Consider the following 20,388-nt stretch of genomic DNA (forward strand, 5'->3'; position numbering starts at 1 on the left):
TCGTAGGTTCAAGCCTGTTGAGTTCTTTACTGGCGAGTGAAGAACACAGGGGGCGTGAACGTACGACTCGCCCGGCCTCAACGTACGACTCGCCCGGCCTGGGCTTACGACTCGCCGGTCAGGGGGTGGGGCGGCCCAGGGGGACCAGGTGGAAGCCCGCTTCGGTCACCTTGGCGGGCGGGAGGAGGTTGCGGGTGTCCACGACGGACCTCCCCGTCATGGTGGACGCCATGTCCTCCCAGTCCAGGTCGGCGAACTCGGGCCACTCGGTCAGGATCACGAGGGCGTCGGCGTCGCGGGCGGCCTCCTCGGCGGACGGGAGCACGCGCACCGGGCCGCAGTCCGCCGACACGCACGGGTCGTAACCGGTCAACACCGCGCCCTCCGCGGCCAGGAGGGTGGCGGTGGCCAGGGCGGGGGAGTCGCGCAGGTCGTCCGTGCCCGCCTTGAACGTCAGGCCGAGGAGGGCCAACCTGGCGCCGCGCAGCGGACCGACCGCGTCGCGCACCAGCCCGACCACGCGGTGCGCCTGGGCGTGGTTGGTGTCGATGGTGGCGCGCAGCAGGGGGAAGTCGACGTCCAGCGACTCCGCGGTGGACAGCAGGGCACGGGTGTCCTTCGGGAAGCACGAACCGCCCCAGCCCGGACCGGGGGACAGGAACGCGCCGCCGATCCGGTCGTCGAGCGACATGCCCTCGGTCACGTCGGAGACGTCCGCGCCGACGCGTTCGCACAGCTCGGCCAGGCTGTTGACGTACGACAGCTTCATCGCCAGGAAGCAGTTGCTGGCGTACTTCACCAGCTCGGCGCTCGCGCTGTCGGTCACGATCGCCGGCGCACCGGTCCCCGCGTACAGCTCGGCCACCCGCACCGCCGCCTCACGCCCCGCCGCCCCGCGCGGACCGGGCGCGCCGACCACGACCCGCTGCGGGCGCAGGAAGTCGTCCACGGCGTGCCCCTCGCGCAGGAACTCCGGGTTGGACACCACGGGCCGGTCGATCACCGCCGCCACCCGCTCGGTGGTCCCGGCGGGCACGGTCGACTTGATCACGATCACGCAGTCGGGCCCGACGGTGCCGCGCGCCTCGTCGAGCACGGCGTCCACGAACGTCAGGTCGGCCGCCCCGTCCGGCCCGGTGGGCGTGGGCACGCACACGAACACGAAGTCCACGTCGGCCAGCGCGGCCCGGTTGCCGAGCACGAACCGCAGCCGCCCCGTGCCCAGCCCCTCGGCGACCAGTTCGGCCAACCGGGGCTCGTGCGCGCCGACCGAGGCCCGCGACAACGCCGACACCTTCGCCTCGTCCACGTCGGCGCACACCACGGTGTGCCCGAGCCGGGCGAAGCAGGCCGCCGTGGTCAACCCGACATAGCCCGCGCCGATGACTCCGATCCTGGCCACGGTCCACCTCCCAGCAGTGCGCGTGCGGCGGACAGGACGTCTCCCACGCCGATCTTCAGCAGCCCGGGGTCGGGCCGGTCGGCGAACGTGTCACCGGTCGTGCCGTGCCACAGCACGCGGTGCGGCCCCGACCGCGGCCCCCACAGGGCGGGTGGCACGGGTCCGAACAGCACGACCGACGGCGTGCGGTAGGCGGTGGCGACGTGCGCCACGCCCGTGTCGCCGCACACCACGAGCTTCGCGCCCGCCACGAGATCCAGCAGACCGCCGAGGTCGCCGATCCGGCTGTGCCCCCGGCCCACCGCCCGCACCAGGGCGGCCTCCGACGGGCTGCCGGTCACCACGACGCCCGGCCCCAGCTCCCGCACGACGGCCGCGTACCGGGCGGCGGGCCACCGGCGCGACCCGTGCGACGCGCCGGGGTGCACGACGATCGCCCCGTTGCGCGGGCGCGGGGGCAGGTGCAGGTCGTCGGGGTCGCACGGGATGCCGAACTGGGCGAGCAGCCGGCACCACCGCACCACCTCGTGCTGCCGCTCGGCCCACGGCACGTGCGCGCCGTGCGTGATGAGCCGCTCGGGGCGGGTCGCGCGCAGCAGCTCGGTGCTCTGCGGCCCGCGCCCGTGCAGGTTCACGGCCAGGTCGGGCGACTCGTAGTCGATCGGCACGAGCCCTTCGGTCGGCAGCAGCGCGTCGACCGCGTCGATCCGGGCCACGGCGTCCGCGAGCCACCCCGGCGCGGCCAGCGTGATCTCCGCGTCGGGGTGCGCCCGCCGCAGCCCGCGCAGCGCCGGCACGGCCGTCAGCAGGTCACCGAGGCCGAGGGCGCGCAGCACGAGGATCCTCACCGCGACACCGCCTTGGACCGGGGGACGGCCGCCAGCGGGTCCGGCCGCACGGGTTCGGCGCCGCGGTGCCGCAGCTCGCCGCGCACCCGGTGCAGGCAGGCGGCGGGCGGGATGGCCGCGCTCGTCACGACCATCCGGGCTACCTCGTCGGCGGTGCGCGGACCGGGCGCGATGCGCTCGACGGCGAACTTCGCGGTCAGCCCAGCCCACGCCGTGCCCAGCACCGCGGCGGCCACGCGCTTCCCGAGCAGCCCGCACAGGACGGCCAGCAGCCCCGCGCCGGTGGTCACGGCGTGTCGGCGCAGCAGCCCGGGCGCACCGCCGATGCCCTCCCGCCAGCCGGGGCCGAGCAGCCGCCGCATCAGGGCGTCGTCGGCGTTGCCGCGCTGCTGGCGCAGGCTGGCCAGGAAGTCCGACCCGCGCACCGGGTGCACGGTGACCCGCTCGCCGGTGACGATCCGGTAGCCGTGCCGTTGCACGCGCAGCGCCAGTTCGGCGTCCTCCCGGTAGGCGCGCGGGAACCTCTCGTCGAAGCCGCCCGCGTGGGTGAGCGCCGCCCGCCGGTAGGCCATGTCCGCGGTGATCCAGCGCGCCGTGGCCAGCCCGGCCGTGCCGCGCTCCCAGTCGGTGGGCCTGCGGTCCTCGGGCAGCGGCACGCTGATCCGCGCCTGCGACGCCCCGACGTCGAGCCCCAGGTCCTCCAGGTCGGCGACCAGGCGGGCCTTCCAGTCGCGGGCGGGCAGCACGTCGTCGTCCAGGAACGCCACCCACTCGCAGCACGCGGCGCGCCAGCCGGCGTTGCGGGCGGCGGCCGGGCCGCGTCCGCCGGTGCGCAGCAGCCGGGCGCCGTGCGTGGGCGGCAGCGGACCCGGTTCGGGCCGGTCGTCCACCACGATCACCTCGCGCGGCGGCGGGCCCGAGCCGTGCTCCAGCGCGTCCAGCACCCTGGTCAGGCTCGCCCGGCCCATCGTCGGGATGACGACCGCGTAGTCGACGCTCATCGCCGCACCACGAACGGTCCGATGGCCAGCAGGTCGACCGGCGCCGAACCGAAGCACTCCAGCGCGTCGCGCGGGTCGTCGACCATCGGCCGCCCCGCCGTGTTCAGGCTGGTGTTCACCACCACGGGCACGCCGGTGCGCCGGTCGAACTCGGCGAGCACGCGCGCCATCAGCGGCTCGGTCGCCGGGTCCACGGTCTGCACGCGCGCCGTGCCGTCCACGTGCACCACGGCCGGGACGCGGTCCTTCCACTCCTCCGCCACGTCGTGCACGAACAACATGTAGGGGCTGGGGAACGGTCCGCGCGAGAACAGCTCCTCCGCCCGGTCGGCGAGCACCATCGGCGCGATGGGCCGGAACTGCTCGCGGCCCTTGACCTCGTTGAGGCGGGCCAGGTTCTCGGCCCGGCCGGGGTGCGCGAGCAGCGACCGGCGGCCCAGCGCGCGCGGCCCGTACTCGCTGCGCCCCTGGAACCAGGCGACCACCTGGTCGTCGGCCAGCGCCTCGGCCACGGCGACCGCCACGTCCTCCGGCTCCTCGTAGGTGATCTTGGCGTTGTCCAGGTACTCGCGGATCTCGTCGTCGGTCCACGACCGGCCCAGGTCCGCGCCGGGCATCGGGGCGGCCGGCTCGCCGGAGTCGGCCGCGACCGACAGGGCCGCGCCCAGCGCCGTGCCCGAGTCGCCCGCCGCGGGCTGCACCCACACCTCGTCGAACGGCCCCTCGGCGAAGATGCGGGTGTTGGCGACGCAGTTCAGCGCCACGCCGCCCGCCATCGCCAGCCGCTTCTGCCCGGTGCGCTCGTGCAACCAGCGCACCAGGTCGAGCAGCACCTCCTCGACCCGCACCTGCACGCTGGCCGCCAGCTCGGCGTGCTCGCGGGTCATCTCCTCGTGCGGCTCGCGCTTCTTGGCCAGCGTGGACCAGTTCAGCGGCATCACCGCGAACCCGCCGTCGTCCGTGGCGTACACGTGCTCGCGCAGCAGGTCCAGGTGCGCGGGCTTGGCGTAGGAGGCCAGCGCCATCACCTTGTACTCGTCGCTGGAGCGCAGGAACCCCAGGTGCTCGGTCAGGTCCTCGTAGAACAGGCCCAGCGAGTGCGGCAGGTGCTGGGCGGCCAGCGTCTCCAACCGGTGCTCCCGGTAGCTGCCCGCCAGGTGCGAGCGGCACTCGCCGCGACCGTCGTTGACCAGCACCGCGCAGTCGCCCGCGAACGGCGCGGCCAGTGCCGCCGACGCGGCGTGCGCCACGTGGTGCGGCACGAACCGCACGATCGCCGGGTCCAGGCCGGGCAGCGCGGTGGCCAGGAAGCGCGGCGCGCGGCGGGCGTACTCCGTGCGCAGGTCCTCCCACGGCACGTCGCTCGGCTCCACCAGGTCCGGGTCGTACGAGTACGCCACCGCGTCCAGGTCCGCCGGCGTGAGGCCGGCGCGCTCCAGGCACCAGCGGGCGGCCTGTTCGGGCTGTTCCCAGGCGGAGAACGGCACGGGCCGCTTGCCGTGCTTCCGCCGGGAGAACCGCTCCTCCTCCGCGGCGGCGACCACCTCCCCGTCGACCACGAGGGCCGCGGCGGGGTCGTGGAAGACCGCGTTGATGCCGAGCACGCGCACGGAGTTCCCCTTTCGTTCCAGTCCGGAGTGGTGGTGGGGGGTGGGTGTGCTACCCGACGAGGTGCCGGTCGAACGACCGCCGCAGCCCCTCGTCCAGCGGGATCTCGGGCTGCCAGCCGAGCAGTTCGCGGGCCAGCGTGATGTCGGGGCGGCGGCGGCGCGGGTCGTCGGCCATCGGCTCGACGTGCCGGACCTCGGAGTCGCTGCCGGTGATCGCGATGATCCGGTGGGCCACCTCCAGCACGGTGACCTCCTCGGGGTTGCCCAGGTTCACCGGGCCCGCGTGGTCGGCGTCGGCCATCGAGAGCAGGCCGCGCACCAGGTCGTCCACGTGGCACAGCGACCGGGTCTGCGAGCCGTCGCCGTGCACGGTCAGCGGCTCGCCGGCCAGGGCCTGCCGGAAGAACGTCGGCACCATCCGGCCGTCGTGCGGGCGCATCCGCGAGCCGTAGGTGTTGAAGATCCGCACGATGCCCGCGTCGGTCCCGTGCTCGCGGAGGAACGCGCTGGTCAGCGCTTCACCGAACCGCTTGGCCTCGTCGTAGGTGCTGCGCGGGCCGATCGGGTTGACGTTGCCCCAGTACGTCTCGCGCTGCGGGTGCTCCAGCGGGTCGCCGTACACCTCGCTGGTGGAGGCGACCACGATCCGCGCGCCCTTGCGCCGCGCCAGCTCCAGGGCGTGCAGCGTGCCGAAACCGCCGGTCTTGAGCGTCCCGATCGGATCGCGCAGGTAGTCGGCGGGCGACGCCGGGCACGCCAGGTGCAGGACCAGGTCGACGTCGCCGAGCAGGTCCAGCGGCCGGGCCACGTCCATCACCGCGACGCCCAGGCGCGGGTCGTCGTCGGGCAGGTTGTCCAACGACCCGGTCGAGAAGTCGTCCACGCACACGACCCGCGTGCCGCGCTTGAGCAGCGCCTCGCACACGTGCGACCCGAGGAACCCGGCCCCGCCCGTCACCACCGCGCGTTCGAATGCCATGCGCTTGGCCTACCCGGGAGAAGCGGCGGTAACCACCGGGTTCTCGGACAGCACCCGCAGGGGTGGGCATCGGCGCAGGTGAACGCGGTGTGTGACCGGATCGACCGGCGAGGGCGTCCGGTGCGCACAGGTGGTGCGGCAGGTCGACCGCCGTCGCGGTCGGGGCGACGCCGCCCACCACGTGGGAACCGTCGACGGGGGGCATCATGGTGCGCCATGAGGACCATCACCCTGAACAACGGCGTCGAGATGCCCCAGCTCGGCTTCGGCGTCTTCCAGGTGTCCACTGAGGATACCCACGCGACGGTCACCGAGGCCCTGCGGGTCGGCTACCGCAGCATCGACACCGCCGCGGCCTACGGCAACGAGGCGCAGGTCGGCCGCGCCCTGGCCGACTCGGGCATCCCCGCCGACGAGCTGTTCGTCACCACCAAGCTGTGGAACTCCCGGCAGGGCTACGACGAGGCGCTGCGCGCCTTCGACGCCAGCGCCCGTGAACTCGGCCTGGAGCGGGTGGACCTGTACCTCGTGCACTGGCCCGCGCCCAAGCAGGACCGCTACGTCGACAGCTGGCGCGCGCTGGGCACGCTGCTCGCCGACGGCCGGGTGCGCGCGATCGGCGTGTCCAACTTCCAGCCCGCCCACCTGGAGCGGATCGTCGAGGCCACCGGCCAGGTGCCCGCGGTGAACCAGGTGGAGCTGCACCCCTACCTCCAGCAGGCGGAGCTGCGCGCGTTCCACGCCGAGCACGGCATCGCCACCGAGGCGTGGAGCCCGCTCGCCCAGGGCGGTGGCCTGCTGGGCGAGCAGGTGATCACCTCCATCGCCGGGAAGCACGGCAGGACGCCCGCGCAGGTGGTCCTGCGCTGGCACGTGCAGCTCGGCAACGTGGTCATCCCCAAGTCGGTCACGCCGAGCCGCATCGCGGAGAACTTCGCCCTGTTCGACTTCGAACTGGACGGTGACGACGTGGACCGGATCTCCACGCTGGACCGCGGCGAGCGCACCGGCCCGGACCCCGACACCTTCGGCTGAGCCCGGGGCTCACACCTCGACGGGGCCGCCGGAACGCCAGTACACGCCGTCCGCCCGGCTGAGCGGACCCTCGTCCACCAGGTACCGGCGCACGGTCACGTGGTCGACCTCGCCACCCTCGCACCACCGCCCGAGCACCTCCGCCACCTCGCGCTCGGGGTAACGTCTACCCGGCTCGAACGCCGTGCTCAGCCGTTCGAGCAAGGCCCGCCTGCGTCCGCGCTGCGCGGGGAGCTCCACCAGCCGCCCTCCTCGCACGAACGGGTCCTCCGCGACCCGGTTCGCCTGCTCGACCAGGGTGGCTTCCTTGAACAGCTCCTCGCGCAGCCGCAGCCCGGAACCGTCGGTCACGACCAGGCCGGCCGTCCGCGGCCTGCGCAGGCCGTTCTCCACGCGCCGGTCGTCCAGCCCGGTCGCCGCCGCCACGTCACCCGCCGTGCGCGCGCCCAGCACGAGGGCCGCCGCCACGCGCAGCCGGTCCGGCTCGGCCGGCAGTCCCACGAGGAAGTCAGGGGTCGCGTCCCGAGCTGACCGGGGAGGGCGACGCGGTGCACGCCCATTTCGGGCGGACCTTATTAGCCGTGCCCACTGATCACCTCTTCCCCCTCGCCTCCGTGGAGCCGGTCTTCGGCATGCCCGTGGAGAACGCCCGCAAGTTCCAGCAGGTCGCCGCGGAGCAGGACCTGGTCATCGACGTGCGGGGCACGAACCCGCACGCGGTGGCGTGGCTGCGCCGCGGCGCGCTGCCCAAACCGGAGGCCGTGAAGGCCAAGACCATCGACGACCTGGACGTGCGGCTGGGCGCCGCGCCGCACCACCGCGGCCTGGTCGGCTACTTCCACCCCGCCTTACCCCCGGCGGACCTCACCGACCGGCTGCTGCGCCGGTTCGACCAGCGGCGCGTCGAGTACGACGCCCTGCGCGACAAGATGGCCGCGTTCGAGCGGCGCGGCGAGTACCTGGTGCGCGGGGGCGTCGTGCACGGCTACGACCGCCGGGGCGCGCTGCGCCCGCTGACCGGCGACCACGACGTGTTCGACATCCGGGCCTCCGGCGGTCTGCCGCTGAGCGGCCGCCGCTACGACCGGGCCGTCGCGACGATGATGTCGCTGGACATGGCCGTCACGCACGGCGCGCACATGTACTGGAAGCCCACCACCCGCTCCGACCGCGCGATGTTCGAGTCGATCGCGGGCAGCCCCGACGACAAGCTGCGGTTCCACCCCGACGGCACGATGACCGCCGGCGACTACCGCCGCCGCTTGAACGCCGGGATCAGCGCGATCACCAGACCGGCCAGGGCCGCGCGGCCGTACGCCAGCGTCTCCAACGTGGGCAGCCCGAGGGGGCCGGTCTCCGCCGCGTCGCTGATGAACAGCTGGCCGTAGAGCAGCACCAGCGCCACGCCGTAGAGGCGGGCGCGGGTGTGCCGCGACGACGCGAGGACACCCGCCACGCCGGTGCACACGTACAGGGTGTGGTTGGTGCCCTCGTGCATGGGGAGGAACGGCACGCAGGCGAGCACGACCTGGAGCGCGCCGACGACGAACGCGAGGGCCTGGACGCGGCTGAACGACGACGTCGCAGCCTTGCCCGTCCTCCGCTTGTCGCCCACCGGAGCCTCGTTCCGCATGACGGCGGGTTACCCCGCGGCCGTTCGGCCATCCTCGGCCGTGTCGCGTTACCCCCTTGGTGCTGCCTGGCGTTCCCCCTTGTGGTGCAACGCGGGTGGCTCGGCGCGGGCGGTTCGGCGCGGGCGGTTCAGCGCAGCAGCGGCCCGATGGTCGCGGCGGCGTCCGCGCTCGCCCCGGCCGGGTCGCGCTCGCGGGTGAGCACCCGCGCGGCCATGGTGCTGATGGCCTCCGAGATGCGCGGGTACTCCGGGCCGTAGGTGGTGCGGGCGCGCACGGTGGGCAACTGCTCGGCGAACCCCGTCACGTTCGGGTCCCACTGCCAGGCCAGGTCGTCGAGGGTGTCCGTGCGGTTGGGCAGCGCGCCGAGGCCGCCGCCGAACTCGGTGGCGTTGTCCCGCTCCTCGGCGAGCCACGTCAGCAGGTCCCACGCCCGGTCGGCCTGCTTGCTGCCGCGCCCGACGACCCACACCTCGCCGCCCAGGGGCGCGGCCGTGCCCGCCCGGCCGCCGGGCAGCGGCGACGCGGCCCAGTCCAGGCCCGCCTGGTTCAGCTCGGGGACCGCCTCCGGGCCGCCGATGAGCATGCCGCAGCGGCCTCGCGCGAACTGCTCGACCGCGTCGGCCGCGGTCCAGGTCAGCGCCTCGACGGGCGCGCTGCGGTCGGTGTTGACGAGCTGGTCGACGTAGGTGAGGGCGGTGACGCCCGCCGGGTCGCCGACGGCCGCGACGTCGCCGCCCGCCTGCCACAGGAACGGCAGGAACGTGGTGGTCAGGTCGTCGCCCTCACCGGGGAAGCACAGGCCGGACCGGTCCGGCGCGGTCAGGGTCCTCGCGGCCACCCGCAGCTCCTCCCACGTCACCGGCGGCACGGACACGCCCGCGGCGGCGAACAGCTCGCGGTTGTGGATCAGCGCGGTGGTGGTGGTGCGCAGGGGGACGCCGTAGAACCGGCCGTCGTGGGTGGCGCCCTCGCGCACCGGGGCGAGGAAGCGCTCCTTGAGCGCCCAGTCGTCGAAGCGGGGGGTGAGGTCGGCGAGGGCGTCCCGCGCGGCGAGGCGCGGCACGTCGGCGGTGTCCACGGCGGCGACGTCGGGGAACGTGCCGGCGGTGGTGGCCTCGACCAGCTTGGCCTCGAACTCGTCGGGCGACAGCGAGGTGCGGCGGACCTGGACGCCGGGGTGTTCCTGCTGGTAGCGGGCGAGGAGGTGGTCGACGGCCTGGTCGGCCATGGGGGAGTGGTTGAGGTAGTCCCACCAGGTGAGGGTCACCTGTTCCGGCGGGTTGACCTGTTCCGCCGTACACGCTGTGACGGTGAGCAGTGTGGCCACCGCGAGCAGTGCTCGTCCACGCATTCGCTCCACCCTTCGGGGTAAGCGCCCTGGTCTACGGACTGGAGCCGTCCTACTCCGCTGCGTGAGGCGGTGTCAAGATCGGTGGTTCAGGCTTCGCTCCGGGCGGTCGGCCTCGGGTGGACCGTGCGGTCGGGGGCCGCCAGGGGTGGCACCGGCGTCCCGGGCCCCGCCGACTCCCCGGTCCAGGCGGTCCCGGGAGCGGCGGTGGCGGCCTCGGTCGTCCCGCCGGCCCCGGCGGCGTCCGGGGGCGTGAGGTCGGCGAGGTAGGTGGCCGCCAACTCGTCGTAGATCGGTGTTGAGCTCACGCCACGGAATCCTGTCCGGCCGGCGGCCCCGGCGCTGCCCCTCTCACTCCTGTGGGTTACGTATTCGCGCGTCACGTCCGCACTAATGCGGAGATCATGTCGTGTTTCGGCACGTGACCTCTGTGGACGGTGTGAGCCCTCCTCGCGACCGGCCGCGGAACGGCCCGGAACGCCGAACCGCCCCGTCCCGCAGGAGTGGAACCGGCGTAACGGGGGTACCCCCGCACGCGATGAGGGCGTAGGCGGCCACCGCCCCCCAGGCCGCCGACAAGTCCCGGCCGGGCTCCACCCCCCCAGGAGTCCGGCCGGGCGCCCCATCCCCCGTCGACGGGGATCAGGACATGCCGCGGAAGAAGCCGCGGATGTCGTCCGCGAGCAGCCGCGGCTCCTCCATCGCGGGGAAGTGACCGCCCTCGGCGAACTCGCTCCAGTGGCCGATCGCCCTCGACGGGTCCATCACGCGGCGCACCAGCGGGTCGGTGTCGAACACGGCCCACCCGGACGGCACGTCGGAGGCCGTGAACCAGTCGAGTCCGGAGTGCTCGCCCTCGTAGTAGAACTGCGCGCTCGACGCGCCGCTGCGGGTGAACCAGTACAGGCTGATGTTCGTCAGGAGCTGGTCGCGGTCGACCGACTCGTCCGGCGTCCGGTGGGCGCCGCCGGTCCCGGTCTTGAACTTCTCGGCGATCCAGGCGAGCTGACCGACCGGCGAGTCGGTGAGCGCCGCGCCGATCGTGTCGGGACGGTGGTTCTGCACCTCCAGGTACCCGCGCTCGGCCGCGACCTCCGCGCGCACCGCCTCGATCCGGGCGAGCTCGTCGTCGGACAGGCCGTCGGGGCAGGGGAACTTGTCGCCGACGAACCCGAGCAACCGGGGGTCGCAGCCGATGTGCGTGCCGATGACGCGCTCCGGGTGGAGCGCCGCGAGGCGGCCGGTGGTGCCCGCACCGATGTCGGTGCCGTGCGCCGCGAACCTCTCGTAGCCGAGACGCGTCATGATCTCGGCGTAGGCCTCCGTCGTCCGCGCCAGTTCCCAGCCGGTTCCCGACAGCGGGGTGGAGAACCCGAAGCCGGGCAAGGACGGGACGACCACGTGGAACTCGTCGGTCAGCAGCGGGAGGAGTCGCTGGTACTCGACGAACGACCCCGGCCAGCCGTGGTTCAGGATCAGCGGGGTGGCCCCCGGGTTCGCCGATCGGGCGTGGACGACGTGGAACGTCTGGCCGTCGACGACCGTCGTGAACTGCTCGTGCTCGTTGAGCCTCTCCTCCTGCGCGCGCCAGTCGAACCCGTCCCGCCAGTACTCGGCGAGCTCCTCCAGGTACACCGGCGGGATGCCGCGGCTGAAGTCGGTGCGGTCGTCCCGGCCCGGCACGGGGATCGGCCGGCGCGTGCGTGCCAGGCGGTCGCGCAGGTCGTCGACGTCCGCCTGCGGGATGTCGACGCGGAACGGTGCGAGTGCGGTGTCCTCGTTCATGCCGTCGACCCTCCCGGACAACGCGGAAGACCTGCTTCCGCGATTGCCGGCACGATCGGGGAGGTGTTGAAGACCTCGGCCCGTCTGCTCGACATGCTGTCGCTGCTCCAGCTCAAGCGGGACTGGACGAGCTCCGAGCTCGCCGGCCGGCTCGGGGTGAGCACGAGGACGGTGCGCGCCGACATCGGCAAGCTGCGGTCGCTCGGGTACCCCGTGGACGCCCGCCCCGGCGTCGCGGGCGGGTACCGGCTGGCCGCCGGGACGGCGATGCCCCCACTGCTGCTCGACGACGACGAGGCCGTCGCCGTCGCGGTCGGCCTGGGAGTGGTCGCGGCCCGGAGGCTCGGGGTCGAGGAGACGTCGCTCACCGCGCTCGCGAAGCTGGAGCAGGTGCTGCCCTCGCGCCTGCGCCGGCGCGTGGAGGCGGTGCGCGAGGCGACGAGCATCGTCCCGGGGGTCGAGCCGCCGCTCGACCTCTCGGCCCTCGGCGCGGTCGCCGCCGCGATCCGCGGCCGCGAACGGCTCCGGTTCGGCTACACGAAGCCCGGCGGCGACGAGGAGGCGCGCCACGCCGAACCGCAACGGCTGGTGACCTGGGGAGCGCTCTGGTACCTGCTCGCGTGGGACCTCGACCGCGACGACTGGCGGGTCTTCCGCGTCGACCGCATGGTCCCGCGCGCACCGACGGGTGCGCGGTTCCGGCCGCGCGCGGTCCCGGGGGACGACGCCGTCGAGTACGTCGTCGGACGCGTCAGCAAGGGGACCTGGAAGTACCGCGCCCGGGTGCTCGTGCACGCTCCCGCCGCGACGGTCGCCGCGAAGATCCCCATCCCGGTCGACGTCGAGGCGGTCGACGGGTCCACGTGCCGCGTCGAGCTGGGTTCCGACGACCCGGACCGGCTCGCGCTGTGGATGACCCAGCTCGACGTCGACGTCGAGGTGATCGACGGGGACGAGCTCGCGGTGGCGTTCGACCGCCTCGCGACGAGGTTCCGCCGCGCGGCGGGTGGCGCGTCCCCGTGAACCCGGTACGCGTGGCGGACTTCCGAACAGGCACTACTCCCCGCTCGCCTCCTTCCCCCGCGGCACGCGCCGCACTGGGGAGCGGTGTGCCGGGTGGCGGATCTCGGGCGGCTCCGGCACGTCCGGTGTGGACCGCACCACCGGGCCGTCCGGCTCGACCAGCACCGGCTCGCCGTGGTGCGTGATGCGCAGGGCCTCACCGGCGATGACGCGGTACGTGACCTTGCCCGGCCGCACCTCCACCGCGAGCCGCGTGCCCCGGAACGCCATCCGGAACGCCATCCGCTCCAGCCCCCGGGGCAGCCTCGGCGCGAACGACAGCCCGTCGTCGTGGTGGCGCATCCCGCCGAACCCGGCCACCAGGCCGATCCACGCGCCCGCCAACGACGCCATGTGCAGTCCGTTGTGGACGTTGTGGTGCAGGTCGTGCAGGTCGGTGAACGCCGCCTCGGCCAGGTAGTCGTAGGCCAGGTCCAGCGCCCCGATCTCGGCCGCCAGCACCGCCTGCGTGGCCGCCGACAACGACGAGTCGCGCACCGTCCGCGCCTCGTAGTAGGCGAAGTTGCGGGCCTTCTGCGCCGGCGTGAACGCGTCGCCGCGCACGTGCATCGCCAGCACCAGGTCCGCCTGCTTCACCACCTGCTTGCGGTACAGGTCGAAGTACGGCCGGTTCAGCAGCAGCGGGTACTCGTCCGGGTCCGTCCCCTCGAAGTCCCACGCGGCGTGCGAGGTGAACCCCTCGGACTGCTCGTGCACGCCCAGCAGGTCGTCGAACGGCACCAGCATCCCGTCCGCCGCGGCGCGCCACGCCGCCGGCTCCTCCGGCGTCACGCCCAGCCGTTCCGCCACGTCCGGGTTCCGCTCGGCCGCCGCCACGGCCTCCCGCAGGTTCTCCTGGGCGATCAGGTTGGTGTAGACGTTGTTGTCGACCACGGCCGAGTACTCGTCCGGCCCCGTCACGCCGTCGATGCGGAACCCGCCGTGCTGGTCGTGGTGCCCCAGAGACCGCCACAGCCGCGCCGTCTCGATCAGGATCTCCGCGCCCGCCTCCCGCTCGAACGCCCGGTCGCCCGTCGCGTGCGCGTACTGCGCCACCGCGTGCGCCACGTCCCCGGACACGTGGAACGCGGCCGTGCCCGCCGGCCAGTACGCCGAGCACTCCGCGCCGTTGATCGACCGCCACGGGAACGCGGCACCCGCCTGTCCCAGCACCGCCGCCCGCTCCCGGGCCTTGTCCAACGTCGAGTGCCGCCACCGCAGCGCGTCCCGGGCCGCCTCCGGCAGCGTGTGCACCAGCACCGGCAGCACGAACATCTCCGTGTCCCAGAACGCGTGCCCGTCGTAGCCCGGCCCCGTCAGGCCCTTGCCGGGGATCGCCCGGGTCTCGCCGCGCACCGCCGCCTGCATGATGTGGAACAACGCGAACCGCAACGCCTGCTGGAGCTCGTCGTCACCCTCGACCTCGATGTCGGCCGCTTCCCAGAAGTCGTCCAGGAACCGCCGCTGCTCGGCCAGCAGGCCGTCCCACCCGGTCTGCCGGGCGCCCGCGATCGCCGCCTCCACCTGCGCGCGCAGCGCCGGCACCGAGCGCTGCGCCGACCAGCCGTAGCCCAGGTACTTCACCAGCCGCAGCTTCCCGCCCGCCGGCACGTCCACCGCCGCGGTGAACCGCGCCAGGTCGCCCTCGGCGCGGATCTCGGTGCGCAGGCCGTCCTCGGTCACCAGCTCGTGGTCCATCCCCGCCGCCATCCGCAGCTGCGAGTTGCGCGCGTGGTGGGCCAGCACCGCCCGGTAGCCGTCGGCGTGCGCGAACTCCGCCACCAGCGGGTCCTCCAGCGCCGCCGCCACCCGGGGGTCGTCGCTGTCGTGCTCCACCGGCTCGTTGGCCAGCAGGTCGGACTGCACGACCAGCTGCACGTCCTCGTCCGCCTCCACCTCGTACAGGATCGCCGCGACCGCCCGCTGCGTCAGCGACACCAGCCGCTCGGTGCGCAGCGTGATCCGCTTGCCCGTCGGCGACTCCCACCGGGTGTGCCGGCGCATCGTGCCGGAGCGGAAGTCCAGCTCGCGCCAGTGCCGGTGCGCCCGGCCGTACCGCATGTCCAGCGGCTCGTCCTCCACCAGCAGCCGGATCACCTTGCCGTCGGTGACGTTCACGACCGTCTGCCCCGCCTCGGGGTAGCCGTAGCCCGACTCCCCGTAGGGCAGGGAGTGCTCCTCGTAGAACCCGTTCAGGTAGGTGCCGGGCAGGCCGCGCGGCTCACCCTCGTCCAGGGTGCCGCGCATCCCGATGTGCCCGTTGGACAACGCGAAGATCGACTCGGTCCGCCTCAGCTGGTCCACCGACAGCCCGTTCCACCGCAGCCGCCACGGGTGGACCTCCCAGCCGCTCACAGCAGCTCCGCCAGGTCGTCGACCACCACGTCCGCGCCGTGCCGCAGCAGCTCGTCGCGCTGCCCGGCCCGGTCCACGCCCACCACGTGCCCGAAGCCGCCCGCGCGGCCCGCCTGCACGCCCGCCAGCGCGTCCTCGAACACCGCCGCCCTCACCGGCTCCACGCCCAGCAGCCGCGCGCCCACCAGGAACGAGTCCGGCGCGGGCTTGCCCTTCAGCCCGTCGCGCGCGATCACCACGCCGTCCACCCGCGCCTGCACGAACCCGGTCAACCCCGCCGCGTCCAACACCTTCTCCGCGTTCGCCGACGACGTCACCACCCCGATGTCCAGGCCCGCCGCCCGCGCCGCCTCCAGGTAGCGCACCGTGCCGGGGTACGGCGTGACCCCCTCGTGCCGGAGGATCGCCTCCAGCAGGTCGTTCTTGAGGTTGCCCACGCCGTGCACGGTCGCCGCGTCCGGCGGGTCGTCGGGCGCGCCCTCCGGCAGCGTGATGCCCCGCGAGGCCAGGAACTCGCGCACGCCGTCGTAGCGCGGGCGCCCGTCCACGAACCTCGCGTAATCCGATTCGGTGAACAGCGGCTCGCCGCGCAGGCGCAACAGGTCGTCGAACGTGCGCTTCCACGCGCGGCGGTGCAGGACGGCCGTGCTCGTGAGCACGCCGTCGAGGTCGAAGAGGCAGGCGGTGATCGAGTCCGGCAGTCCCAGGGGCATGTCCCGTGTCTACCCCCTTCCGGTGCGGGGTACCCGTCGACCTGATCGTTCACCGTTGCGCCGGAGGGGACCACCATGGGCACGCCGCGGGTGCTGGTCGTCGGGACGGGCTTCGCGGGCTACCACTGCCTGCGCGCGCTGGAGCGCGCCCTGCCCCCCGACGCCGCCGACCTGGTCGCCGTCAACCCCACCGACTACATGCTCTACGTGCCGCTGCTGCCCGAGGTCGCGGGCGGCAGCCTCGACCCCCGGCGCGTCGCCGTGCCGCTGCGGCCCAAGCTGCCGCGCACCCGCCTCGTGCAGGGGCACGCCACCGGCGTCGACCTCGCCGAGCGCACCTGCACCGTCGTGGACGTCGAGGGCCGCACGCGGGTGGAGGAGTGGGACCGGGTGGTGCTCACCGCCGGGTCCGTCACCCGGCTGATGTCCGTGCCCGGCGTCGCCGAGCACGCGTTCGGGTTCAAGTCCATCGCCGAGGCCGTGTTCCTGCGCGACCACGTGCTGCGGCAGGTCGAACTCGCCGAGCAGGCCGACGACCCCGCCGAACGCGCCGCCCGCGCCACGTTCGTCGTGGTCGGCGCCGGCTACACCGGCACCGAGCTGGTCGCCCAGGGCCTCCAGCTCACGCGCGCCGCCCTGCGCGGGCGCGCGGGCCTGTCCGAGGCCGACGTCCGGTGGGTGCTCCTCGACCTGGCGCCCCGCGTGCTGCCCGGGTTGAACGAGCGGCTGTCCGGCCCGGCAGCCCGGGTGCTGCGCTCGCGCGGCGTCGACGTGCGGCTGGAAACGAGCGTCGAGGCCGTCACCGACACCTGCGCGCGGCTCACCGACGGCACCGAAATCCCCACGCGCACCGTCGTGTGGTGCGTCGGCGTGCGTCCGGACCCGCTGGTCGAGGCGGTGTCGGTGGCCACCGAGAAGGGGCGCGTCGTCGTGGACCCGGCCCTCGCCGTGCCGGGGCAGCCGCACGTGTTCGCGGCGGGCGACGTGGCGTCCGTGCCCGACGTGCACAACGGCGGCGCACCCACCCCGATGACCGCCCAGCACGCCCAGCGCCAGGGCAAGCTGGCGGGCCGCAACGTCGCCGCGTCGCTCGGGTTCGGCACCGCCGGGCGGTACCGGCACCGCGACCTGGGGTTCGTGGTGGACCTGGGTGGCGGGCAGGCCGTCGCCGACCCGCTGCACGTGCCGCTCACCGGGCTGCCCGCCAAGGCCGTCGCGAAGGGCTACCACCTGATCGCCATGCCGGGCAACAGGCTGCGGGTGGCCGTCGACTGGCTCACCGACCTGCCGGCCCGCCGCCAGGTCGTCCAGCTCGGTCTGGTCCCGGAGGCGGGCGTGCGACTGGGGGACGCGGAGCGGGTCCCGCCCCCCTCCTCCTGAGGACTCCGTCAGGCGGGCTTGAGGGGGTCGTGCCCGATCGACATCAGCCGGTGCCGCCAGTGCGCCTCGCCCGCCGTGGGCTCCAGGTCGTCCCGGCGCTGCTCGCGCACCCGGTCCACGACCTTGCGCATCACCTTCACGTCCTCGGTGGTCAGGTCGGTGCGGCGCTTGCGCAGCACCCGCAGCACGTCCTGCCCGGTGGGCGTGCCGGCCTGGTCCGGCAGCTCCTCGCTCCGCTCGTCGGCGGACCGGGTGCGCAACCAGTCCTCCAGCTCGTTCGAGGTCATGTTCACGACGTGGTGGAACTCGTCCCACAGGGTGTCGGTCATGGCGGCTCGGGTTGCCGCCGGACCGCCGGCCGAAACCCGAGCCGGGCCGCTGTCACCCCCTCACGGCGCCCCGCCCGCCCGGTCGACGTCGGGCGCGAACTGGGCCTCGGCGACGTCGACGGCGGCGGCGAGGTCCTCGGCCGACGACGACCCGGCCTCCTCCACGACGGCCGTCCACAGCCCGATCGACGAGAGGGTGAACCGCTGCGTCGCGGGCGAGTCGGCCGCCGCGACCGGGTCGTGGTCCTCCCCGACCTCGCCCCCGACGTGGAGCCCCAGGGCGAGCAGGCCGCCGTCCCACCCGGGGCCGACGTACAGCGCGCCCGCGCCGCCCGCCGCCATCTCCGGCGGAACGGTGTGCTCCAGCTCCAGCGTCGTCCGCTCGCCGCCCTCCTCGGGCACCAGGCGGACCTCGACGATCGACGTCTCACCGCCGAACGTCACCCGCAGCCGCCTGGGCGGCTCGCACGCGAGGATGTCCCCGCCGGCGTTGCCCTCCAGTTGGAAGTCGCCGCCTTCCCGCAGGTCGCCGCTCACCGGCAGGAACCACCGCCGCAGCCGGGCGGGGTCGGTCACCGCGTCCCACACGTCCTCGGCCGTCGCGTCGTAGGTCCGGGTCAGGCGCACGCCGACGACCTGCCCGTCCTCCCTCGCGAGTTCCCGGTGGATCGCCTTGAGGTGCTCGGCGAACTCGATCACTGTCCGTCCTCCTGCTGCAGTCGTCTCTCGCGCTTGCCGCGCGCGAGTTCGGTGGCCAGGGCGTCGAGGTGCCCGCTCCAGAACCGGCGGAACCGGTCGAGCCACTCGTCCACCTCGCGCAGGCCCCGGTCGTCCACCGCGTAGAGGCGCCGGGTGCCCTCCGCGCGGACGCGGGCGAAGCCGTTCTCGCGCAGCACGCGGAGGTGCTGGGAGACCGCCGGCTGCGAGATGCCGAACTCCCGGCGGACCACCTCCGTGACCGCGCCCGAGGGCTGCTCGCCGTCCGCGAGCAGCTCCAGGATGCGGCGACGGACCGGATCGCCCAGTACGTCGAATGCGTGCACAACCAGCAGTTTTAAGTACGGACTTATATAAGTCAAGTCTTAGTACTCGAAAATTGTCGGTGGTCGGTGGCACTATCTCGAACGGATGTTCGGTACGCGTTCGAAGGGAGCTGTGCGATGCGTGTTCGACTCGATCCCCGTCAGTGGCCCGGCCGTGTCATCCCCGAGACCGACGCCGAGATCGACACGGCGGTCGAGGCGTTCTGCCTGCGTGCGACCTGGCCCGACGCGAACCGCGCGGCACTGCGCGGCGTCGTCGAGCCCTGGTTCCACGAGGGGTGGAGCGTCGATGCCCTGCTGGCGGCGGTCGACCGCAGGCCGGACGGCACGAAGCAGGGCAGCCCGAGGAGCCGCGACCAGGTGGCGCACGACTTCCTCCGTGCGCGCCTGCGGTCGTGGTGGCAGGGGGGCGCGCGCAGAGCGCGCCCCCCGGTGGCGGGCATGACCCTGGGCGCGTGGTGGCGCATCAACCGCCGGAACGCCCGCCTGACCCAGCCGAAGCCCGCGCGGCAGCTGAGCGCGGCGGGCACGCTGGCCCGCGAGCAGTCCAGGGAACGCGTCCGGGCCAGGCTGAAGGACCCGGTCGAGCGCTCGCGCGAGCTGGCGAGGCGCAGGCAGGAGGTCCTGGACAGCCTCCTGGTGCCGGGGCAGAAGGCCCCCACCTTCGAGGACTCCCGCAAGCTGCTGGCGGACATCCAGGTCCCGTCCCACCCGGTGTGCAGCAGGTGCGGGTGCAGGCAGGGCAGCATGCCCAAGTCGAAAGCCGCCTGACCGGCACTGATGTGACGACCGCGGACACGATCAGGTGATCACCGGCCGGGATGTGTACGAAATCGGCCACTCGCCACTCGGTTGAGAGAAGCGGACCCCGAGACCGCCGCCAACGCGCCCACCCGCCGAGCGCACCACCCATCCGTCCCGACCGCGCGAGCGCCGGTCGCCCACTCGCAGCTCGCCGCGCTCCCCACGTGCCCGCGCCGCCTGCTTGCCGTACCGGCACCGCCGCATGCCCGCGCCGTCCACGCACGCCACGGTGCGACCCCGGGATATGGGTCACCTGGTCAGGTGAATTGCTTCAGCAGGTCGTGCGGATACGGGTTTGGCCGGTGGAATCCGCGGCCTGCGTTCGGGTAGTAACGCCCGGTGCTGACATCCCGTCCTTGGCGAGTGTGGCTCGTCGGCGCCCTGGTGGTGCCCGGTCTCCTCGCGACGTCGGCGGTCGGCGCACGCACGTGGCAGGTCGGTGGTGCCGAGGGGGCCGCGGCGCCTGCGGCAGGGCGGTTCGTCGTCCCGCTGCGCGGTGACGAGGTCGTTCTCAGCGGTGGCGCGGCGGACGACGGTGAACGGCTCGCGCTGGTGGACGCGGTCCGCGCCGGCATCACCTCTGCCCGGGTGACGGACCTGATCACCCCCGGTGGTGACCGGATGCCCGTCGATCGCGACCGGGTGCGGGAGGCGTCGGCGGCGTGGAGCCCGGTGGACGTCGTCGCGTTGCAGCGTTCGGTCACCGCCGTGGTGGAGGGCGACGGGGGTCTCCGGTTCGAACCGGGGACGACCGCCTGGCAGGGGCACGGACCGGTGCTCGTCGGCCACCCCTCGGCCGAACACCCCGACGCCGACGCGCCGGCGACCGCCCGCGCCCGCGCGGTGCGCGACCTCTTCGTCGCCCGGGGCGTGCGACCCGACCGGATCGGGCTGTCGGCTTCCGTCGACCCGGTGTCCGAGAGGGCTGAACCCTCCGCACGCCAGGTCGACGTCCTCCTCCGCCACCCCGATCCGCGCCCCACCCCGGAGCAGGTCGCGCTGGACCGGGTGGGACGGCAAGGGCAAGACAGGCAAGAGCAGGCTCGGACAAGCAAGTAGG

Annotated in this window: 20 protein-coding genes; 6 read left to right on the forward strand and 14 right to left on the reverse strand. The window is 73.9% G+C overall.

Annotated elements, in window-relative coordinates; all coding sequences use genetic code 11:
• Positions 1-118: 118 nt before the first annotated feature.
• Genes J2S66_RS02660 through J2S66_RS02680 form a run of 5 tightly spaced genes read right to left on the reverse strand, consistent with a single transcriptional unit; the run spans position 119 to position 5,840 of the window.
• On the reverse strand, positions 119-1,402 hold the full coding sequence (locus J2S66_RS02660) for a UDP-glucose dehydrogenase family protein (protein WP_310303321.1): 1,284 nt from the start codon (positions 1,400-1,402) through the stop codon (positions 119-121).
• Positions 1,360-2,250 (reverse strand): glycosyltransferase family 9 protein, encoded by an 891-nt coding sequence (locus J2S66_RS02665; RefSeq protein WP_310303324.1) that lies wholly within the window; start codon positions 2,248-2,250, stop codon positions 1,360-1,362. The genes J2S66_RS02660 and J2S66_RS02665 overlap by 43 nt, the downstream gene beginning before the upstream one ends.
• The gene (locus J2S66_RS02670) at positions 2,247-3,251 is read right to left on the reverse strand and encodes a glycosyltransferase family 2 protein (RefSeq protein ID WP_310303327.1); all 1,005 of its coding nucleotides are present in this window, start codon (positions 3,249-3,251) and stop codon (positions 2,247-2,249) included. The genes J2S66_RS02665 and J2S66_RS02670 overlap by 4 nt, the downstream gene beginning before the upstream one ends.
• Positions 3,248-4,861, reverse strand: coding sequence for a carbamoyltransferase family protein (locus tag J2S66_RS02675; protein ID WP_310303331.1), 1,614 nt, complete (start codon positions 4,859-4,861; stop codon positions 3,248-3,250). The genes J2S66_RS02670 and J2S66_RS02675 overlap by 4 nt, the downstream gene beginning before the upstream one ends.
• A gap of 49 nt (positions 4,862-4,910) precedes the next feature.
• Positions 4,911-5,840 carry an NAD-dependent epimerase/dehydratase family protein gene (locus J2S66_RS02680; protein ID WP_310303334.1) on the reverse strand — a complete coding sequence of 310 codons (930 nt, stop codon included), beginning with the start codon at positions 5,838-5,840 and terminating at the stop codon, positions 4,911-4,913.
• Between the two features lie 216 nt (positions 5,841-6,056).
• On the opposite strand from J2S66_RS02680, the gene J2S66_RS02685 reads away from it, so the two are divergent.
• The gene (locus J2S66_RS02685) at positions 6,057-6,875 is read left to right on the forward strand and encodes an aldo/keto reductase (RefSeq protein WP_310303337.1); all 819 of its coding nucleotides are present in this window, start codon (positions 6,057-6,059) and stop codon (positions 6,873-6,875) included.
• 9 nt (positions 6,876-6,884) lie between these two features.
• Here J2S66_RS02685 and J2S66_RS02690 read toward each other — a convergent pair whose 3' ends face one another.
• On the reverse strand, positions 6,885-7,376 hold the full coding sequence (locus J2S66_RS02690; protein ID WP_310303340.1) for a DUF2087 domain-containing protein: 492 nt from the start codon (positions 7,374-7,376) through the stop codon (positions 6,885-6,887).
• Positions 7,377-7,456: 80 nt separating this feature from the next.
• Between J2S66_RS02690 and J2S66_RS02695 the strand changes: the two genes are divergently transcribed.
• Positions 7,457-8,263 carry a hypothetical protein gene (locus J2S66_RS02695; RefSeq protein ID WP_310303344.1) on the forward strand — a complete coding sequence of 269 codons (807 nt, stop codon included), beginning with the start codon at positions 7,457-7,459 and terminating at the stop codon, positions 8,261-8,263.
• Positions 8,264-8,636: 373 nt separating this feature from the next.
• Here J2S66_RS02695 and J2S66_RS02700 read toward each other — a convergent pair whose 3' ends face one another.
• From J2S66_RS02700 to J2S66_RS02710, 3 genes are all read right to left on the reverse strand, one after another.
• Positions 8,637-9,860 (reverse strand): ABC transporter substrate-binding protein, encoded by a 1,224-nt coding sequence (locus tag J2S66_RS02700; RefSeq protein WP_310303346.1) that lies wholly within the window; start codon positions 9,858-9,860, stop codon positions 8,637-8,639.
• An 86-nt stretch (positions 9,861-9,946) separates the two neighbouring features.
• Positions 9,947-10,165: a hypothetical protein gene (locus J2S66_RS02705; protein ID WP_310303349.1), complete on the reverse strand. Its 219-nt coding sequence runs from the start codon at positions 10,163-10,165 to the stop codon at positions 9,947-9,949.
• A gap of 334 nt (positions 10,166-10,499) precedes the next feature.
• Positions 10,500-11,642 carry an epoxide hydrolase family protein gene (locus tag J2S66_RS02710; RefSeq protein WP_310303353.1) on the reverse strand — a complete coding sequence of 381 codons (1,143 nt, stop codon included), beginning with the start codon at positions 11,640-11,642 and terminating at the stop codon, positions 10,500-10,502.
• Between the two features lie 63 nt (positions 11,643-11,705).
• On the opposite strand from J2S66_RS02710, the gene J2S66_RS02715 reads away from it, so the two are divergent.
• Positions 11,706-12,665, forward strand: coding sequence for a helix-turn-helix transcriptional regulator (locus J2S66_RS02715; RefSeq protein ID WP_310303358.1), 960 nt, complete (start codon positions 11,706-11,708; stop codon positions 12,663-12,665).
• Between the two features lie 33 nt (positions 12,666-12,698).
• On the opposite strand, the gene J2S66_RS02720 is transcribed toward J2S66_RS02715, so the two are convergent.
• Complete coding sequence (locus J2S66_RS02720) at positions 12,699-15,059, reverse strand: glycoside hydrolase family 65 protein (RefSeq protein ID WP_310303361.1); 2,361 nt, start codon at positions 15,057-15,059, stop codon at positions 12,699-12,701.
• Entirely contained in the window at positions 15,056-15,772 is a 717-nt protein-coding gene (locus tag J2S66_RS02725; protein ID WP_310303364.1) for an HAD family hydrolase, read from the reverse strand. Before J2S66_RS02725 ends, J2S66_RS02720 begins: the two co-directional genes overlap by 4 nt.
• 75 nt (positions 15,773-15,847) lie before the next feature.
• Here J2S66_RS02725 and J2S66_RS02730 point away from each other — a divergent pair, with 75 nt between their 5' ends.
• A complete protein-coding gene (locus tag J2S66_RS02730; protein WP_310303368.1) occupies positions 15,848-17,152 on the forward strand; it encodes an NAD(P)/FAD-dependent oxidoreductase in 1,305 nt (434 codons plus the stop codon).
• An 8-nt stretch (positions 17,153-17,160) separates the two neighbouring features.
• Here the strand turns inward: J2S66_RS02730 and J2S66_RS02735 are convergent, their stop codons facing one another.
• Genes J2S66_RS02735 through J2S66_RS02745 form a run of 3 tightly spaced genes read right to left on the reverse strand, consistent with a single transcriptional unit; the run spans position 17,161 to position 18,524 of the window.
• The gene (locus J2S66_RS02735; RefSeq protein ID WP_306745299.1) at positions 17,161-17,481 is read right to left on the reverse strand and encodes a DUF3140 domain-containing protein; all 321 of its coding nucleotides are present in this window, start codon (positions 17,479-17,481) and stop codon (positions 17,161-17,163) included.
• A gap of 60 nt (positions 17,482-17,541) precedes the next feature.
• Positions 17,542-18,180: an SRPBCC family protein gene (locus tag J2S66_RS02740; RefSeq protein WP_310303373.1), complete on the reverse strand. Its 639-nt coding sequence runs from the start codon at positions 18,178-18,180 to the stop codon at positions 17,542-17,544.
• Positions 18,177-18,524 (reverse strand): ArsR/SmtB family transcription factor, encoded by a 348-nt coding sequence (locus J2S66_RS02745; RefSeq protein WP_306745297.1) that lies wholly within the window; start codon positions 18,522-18,524, stop codon positions 18,177-18,179. The genes J2S66_RS02740 and J2S66_RS02745 overlap by 4 nt, the downstream gene beginning before the upstream one ends.
• Before the next feature lie 117 nt (positions 18,525-18,641).
• Here J2S66_RS02745 and J2S66_RS02750 point away from each other — a divergent pair, with 117 nt between their 5' ends.
• Together J2S66_RS02750 and J2S66_RS02755 are read left to right on the forward strand one after the other, a co-directional pair.
• Positions 18,642-19,295, forward strand: coding sequence for a hypothetical protein (locus tag J2S66_RS02750; protein WP_310303376.1), 654 nt, complete (start codon positions 18,642-18,644; stop codon positions 19,293-19,295).
• A gap of 396 nt (positions 19,296-19,691) precedes the next feature.
• Positions 19,692-20,387: an OmpA family protein gene (locus J2S66_RS02755; RefSeq protein ID WP_310303377.1), complete on the forward strand. Its 696-nt coding sequence runs from the start codon at positions 19,692-19,694 to the stop codon at positions 20,385-20,387.
• Position 20,388 lies beyond the last annotated feature (1 nt).

Source organism: Saccharothrix longispora, from assembly GCF_031455225.1.
GTDB classification, from domain to species: domain Bacteria; phylum Actinomycetota; class Actinomycetes; order Mycobacteriales; family Pseudonocardiaceae; genus Actinosynnema; species Actinosynnema longispora.

Coding starts and splice junctions, on each gene's coding strand:
- J2S66_RS02670 (WP_310303327.1), bottom strand. CDS start 3,251: ATGAGCGTCGACTACGCGGTCGTCATCCCGACGATGGGCCGGGCGAGC.
- J2S66_RS02710 (WP_310303353.1), bottom strand. CDS start 11,642: ATGAACGAGGACACCGCACTCGCACCGTTCCGCGTCGACATCCCGCAG.
- J2S66_RS02735 (WP_306745299.1), bottom strand. CDS start 17,481: ATGACCGACACCCTGTGGGACGAGTTCCACCACGTCGTGAACATGACC.
- J2S66_RS02750 (WP_310303376.1), top strand. CDS start 18,642: ATGCGTGTTCGACTCGATCCCCGTCAGTGGCCCGGCCGTGTCATCCCC.
- J2S66_RS02680 (WP_310303334.1), bottom strand. CDS start 5,840: ATGGCATTCGAACGCGCGGTGGTGACGGGCGGGGCCGGGTTCCTCGGG.
- J2S66_RS02685 (WP_310303337.1), top strand. CDS start 6,057: ATGAGGACCATCACCCTGAACAACGGCGTCGAGATGCCCCAGCTCGGC.
- J2S66_RS02700 (WP_310303346.1), bottom strand. CDS start 9,860: ATGCGTGGACGAGCACTGCTCGCGGTGGCCACACTGCTCACCGTCACA.
- J2S66_RS02730 (WP_310303368.1), top strand. CDS start 15,848: ATGGGCACGCCGCGGGTGCTGGTCGTCGGGACGGGCTTCGCGGGCTAC.
- J2S66_RS02725 (WP_310303364.1), bottom strand. CDS start 15,772: ATGCCCCTGGGACTGCCGGACTCGATCACCGCCTGCCTCTTCGACCTC.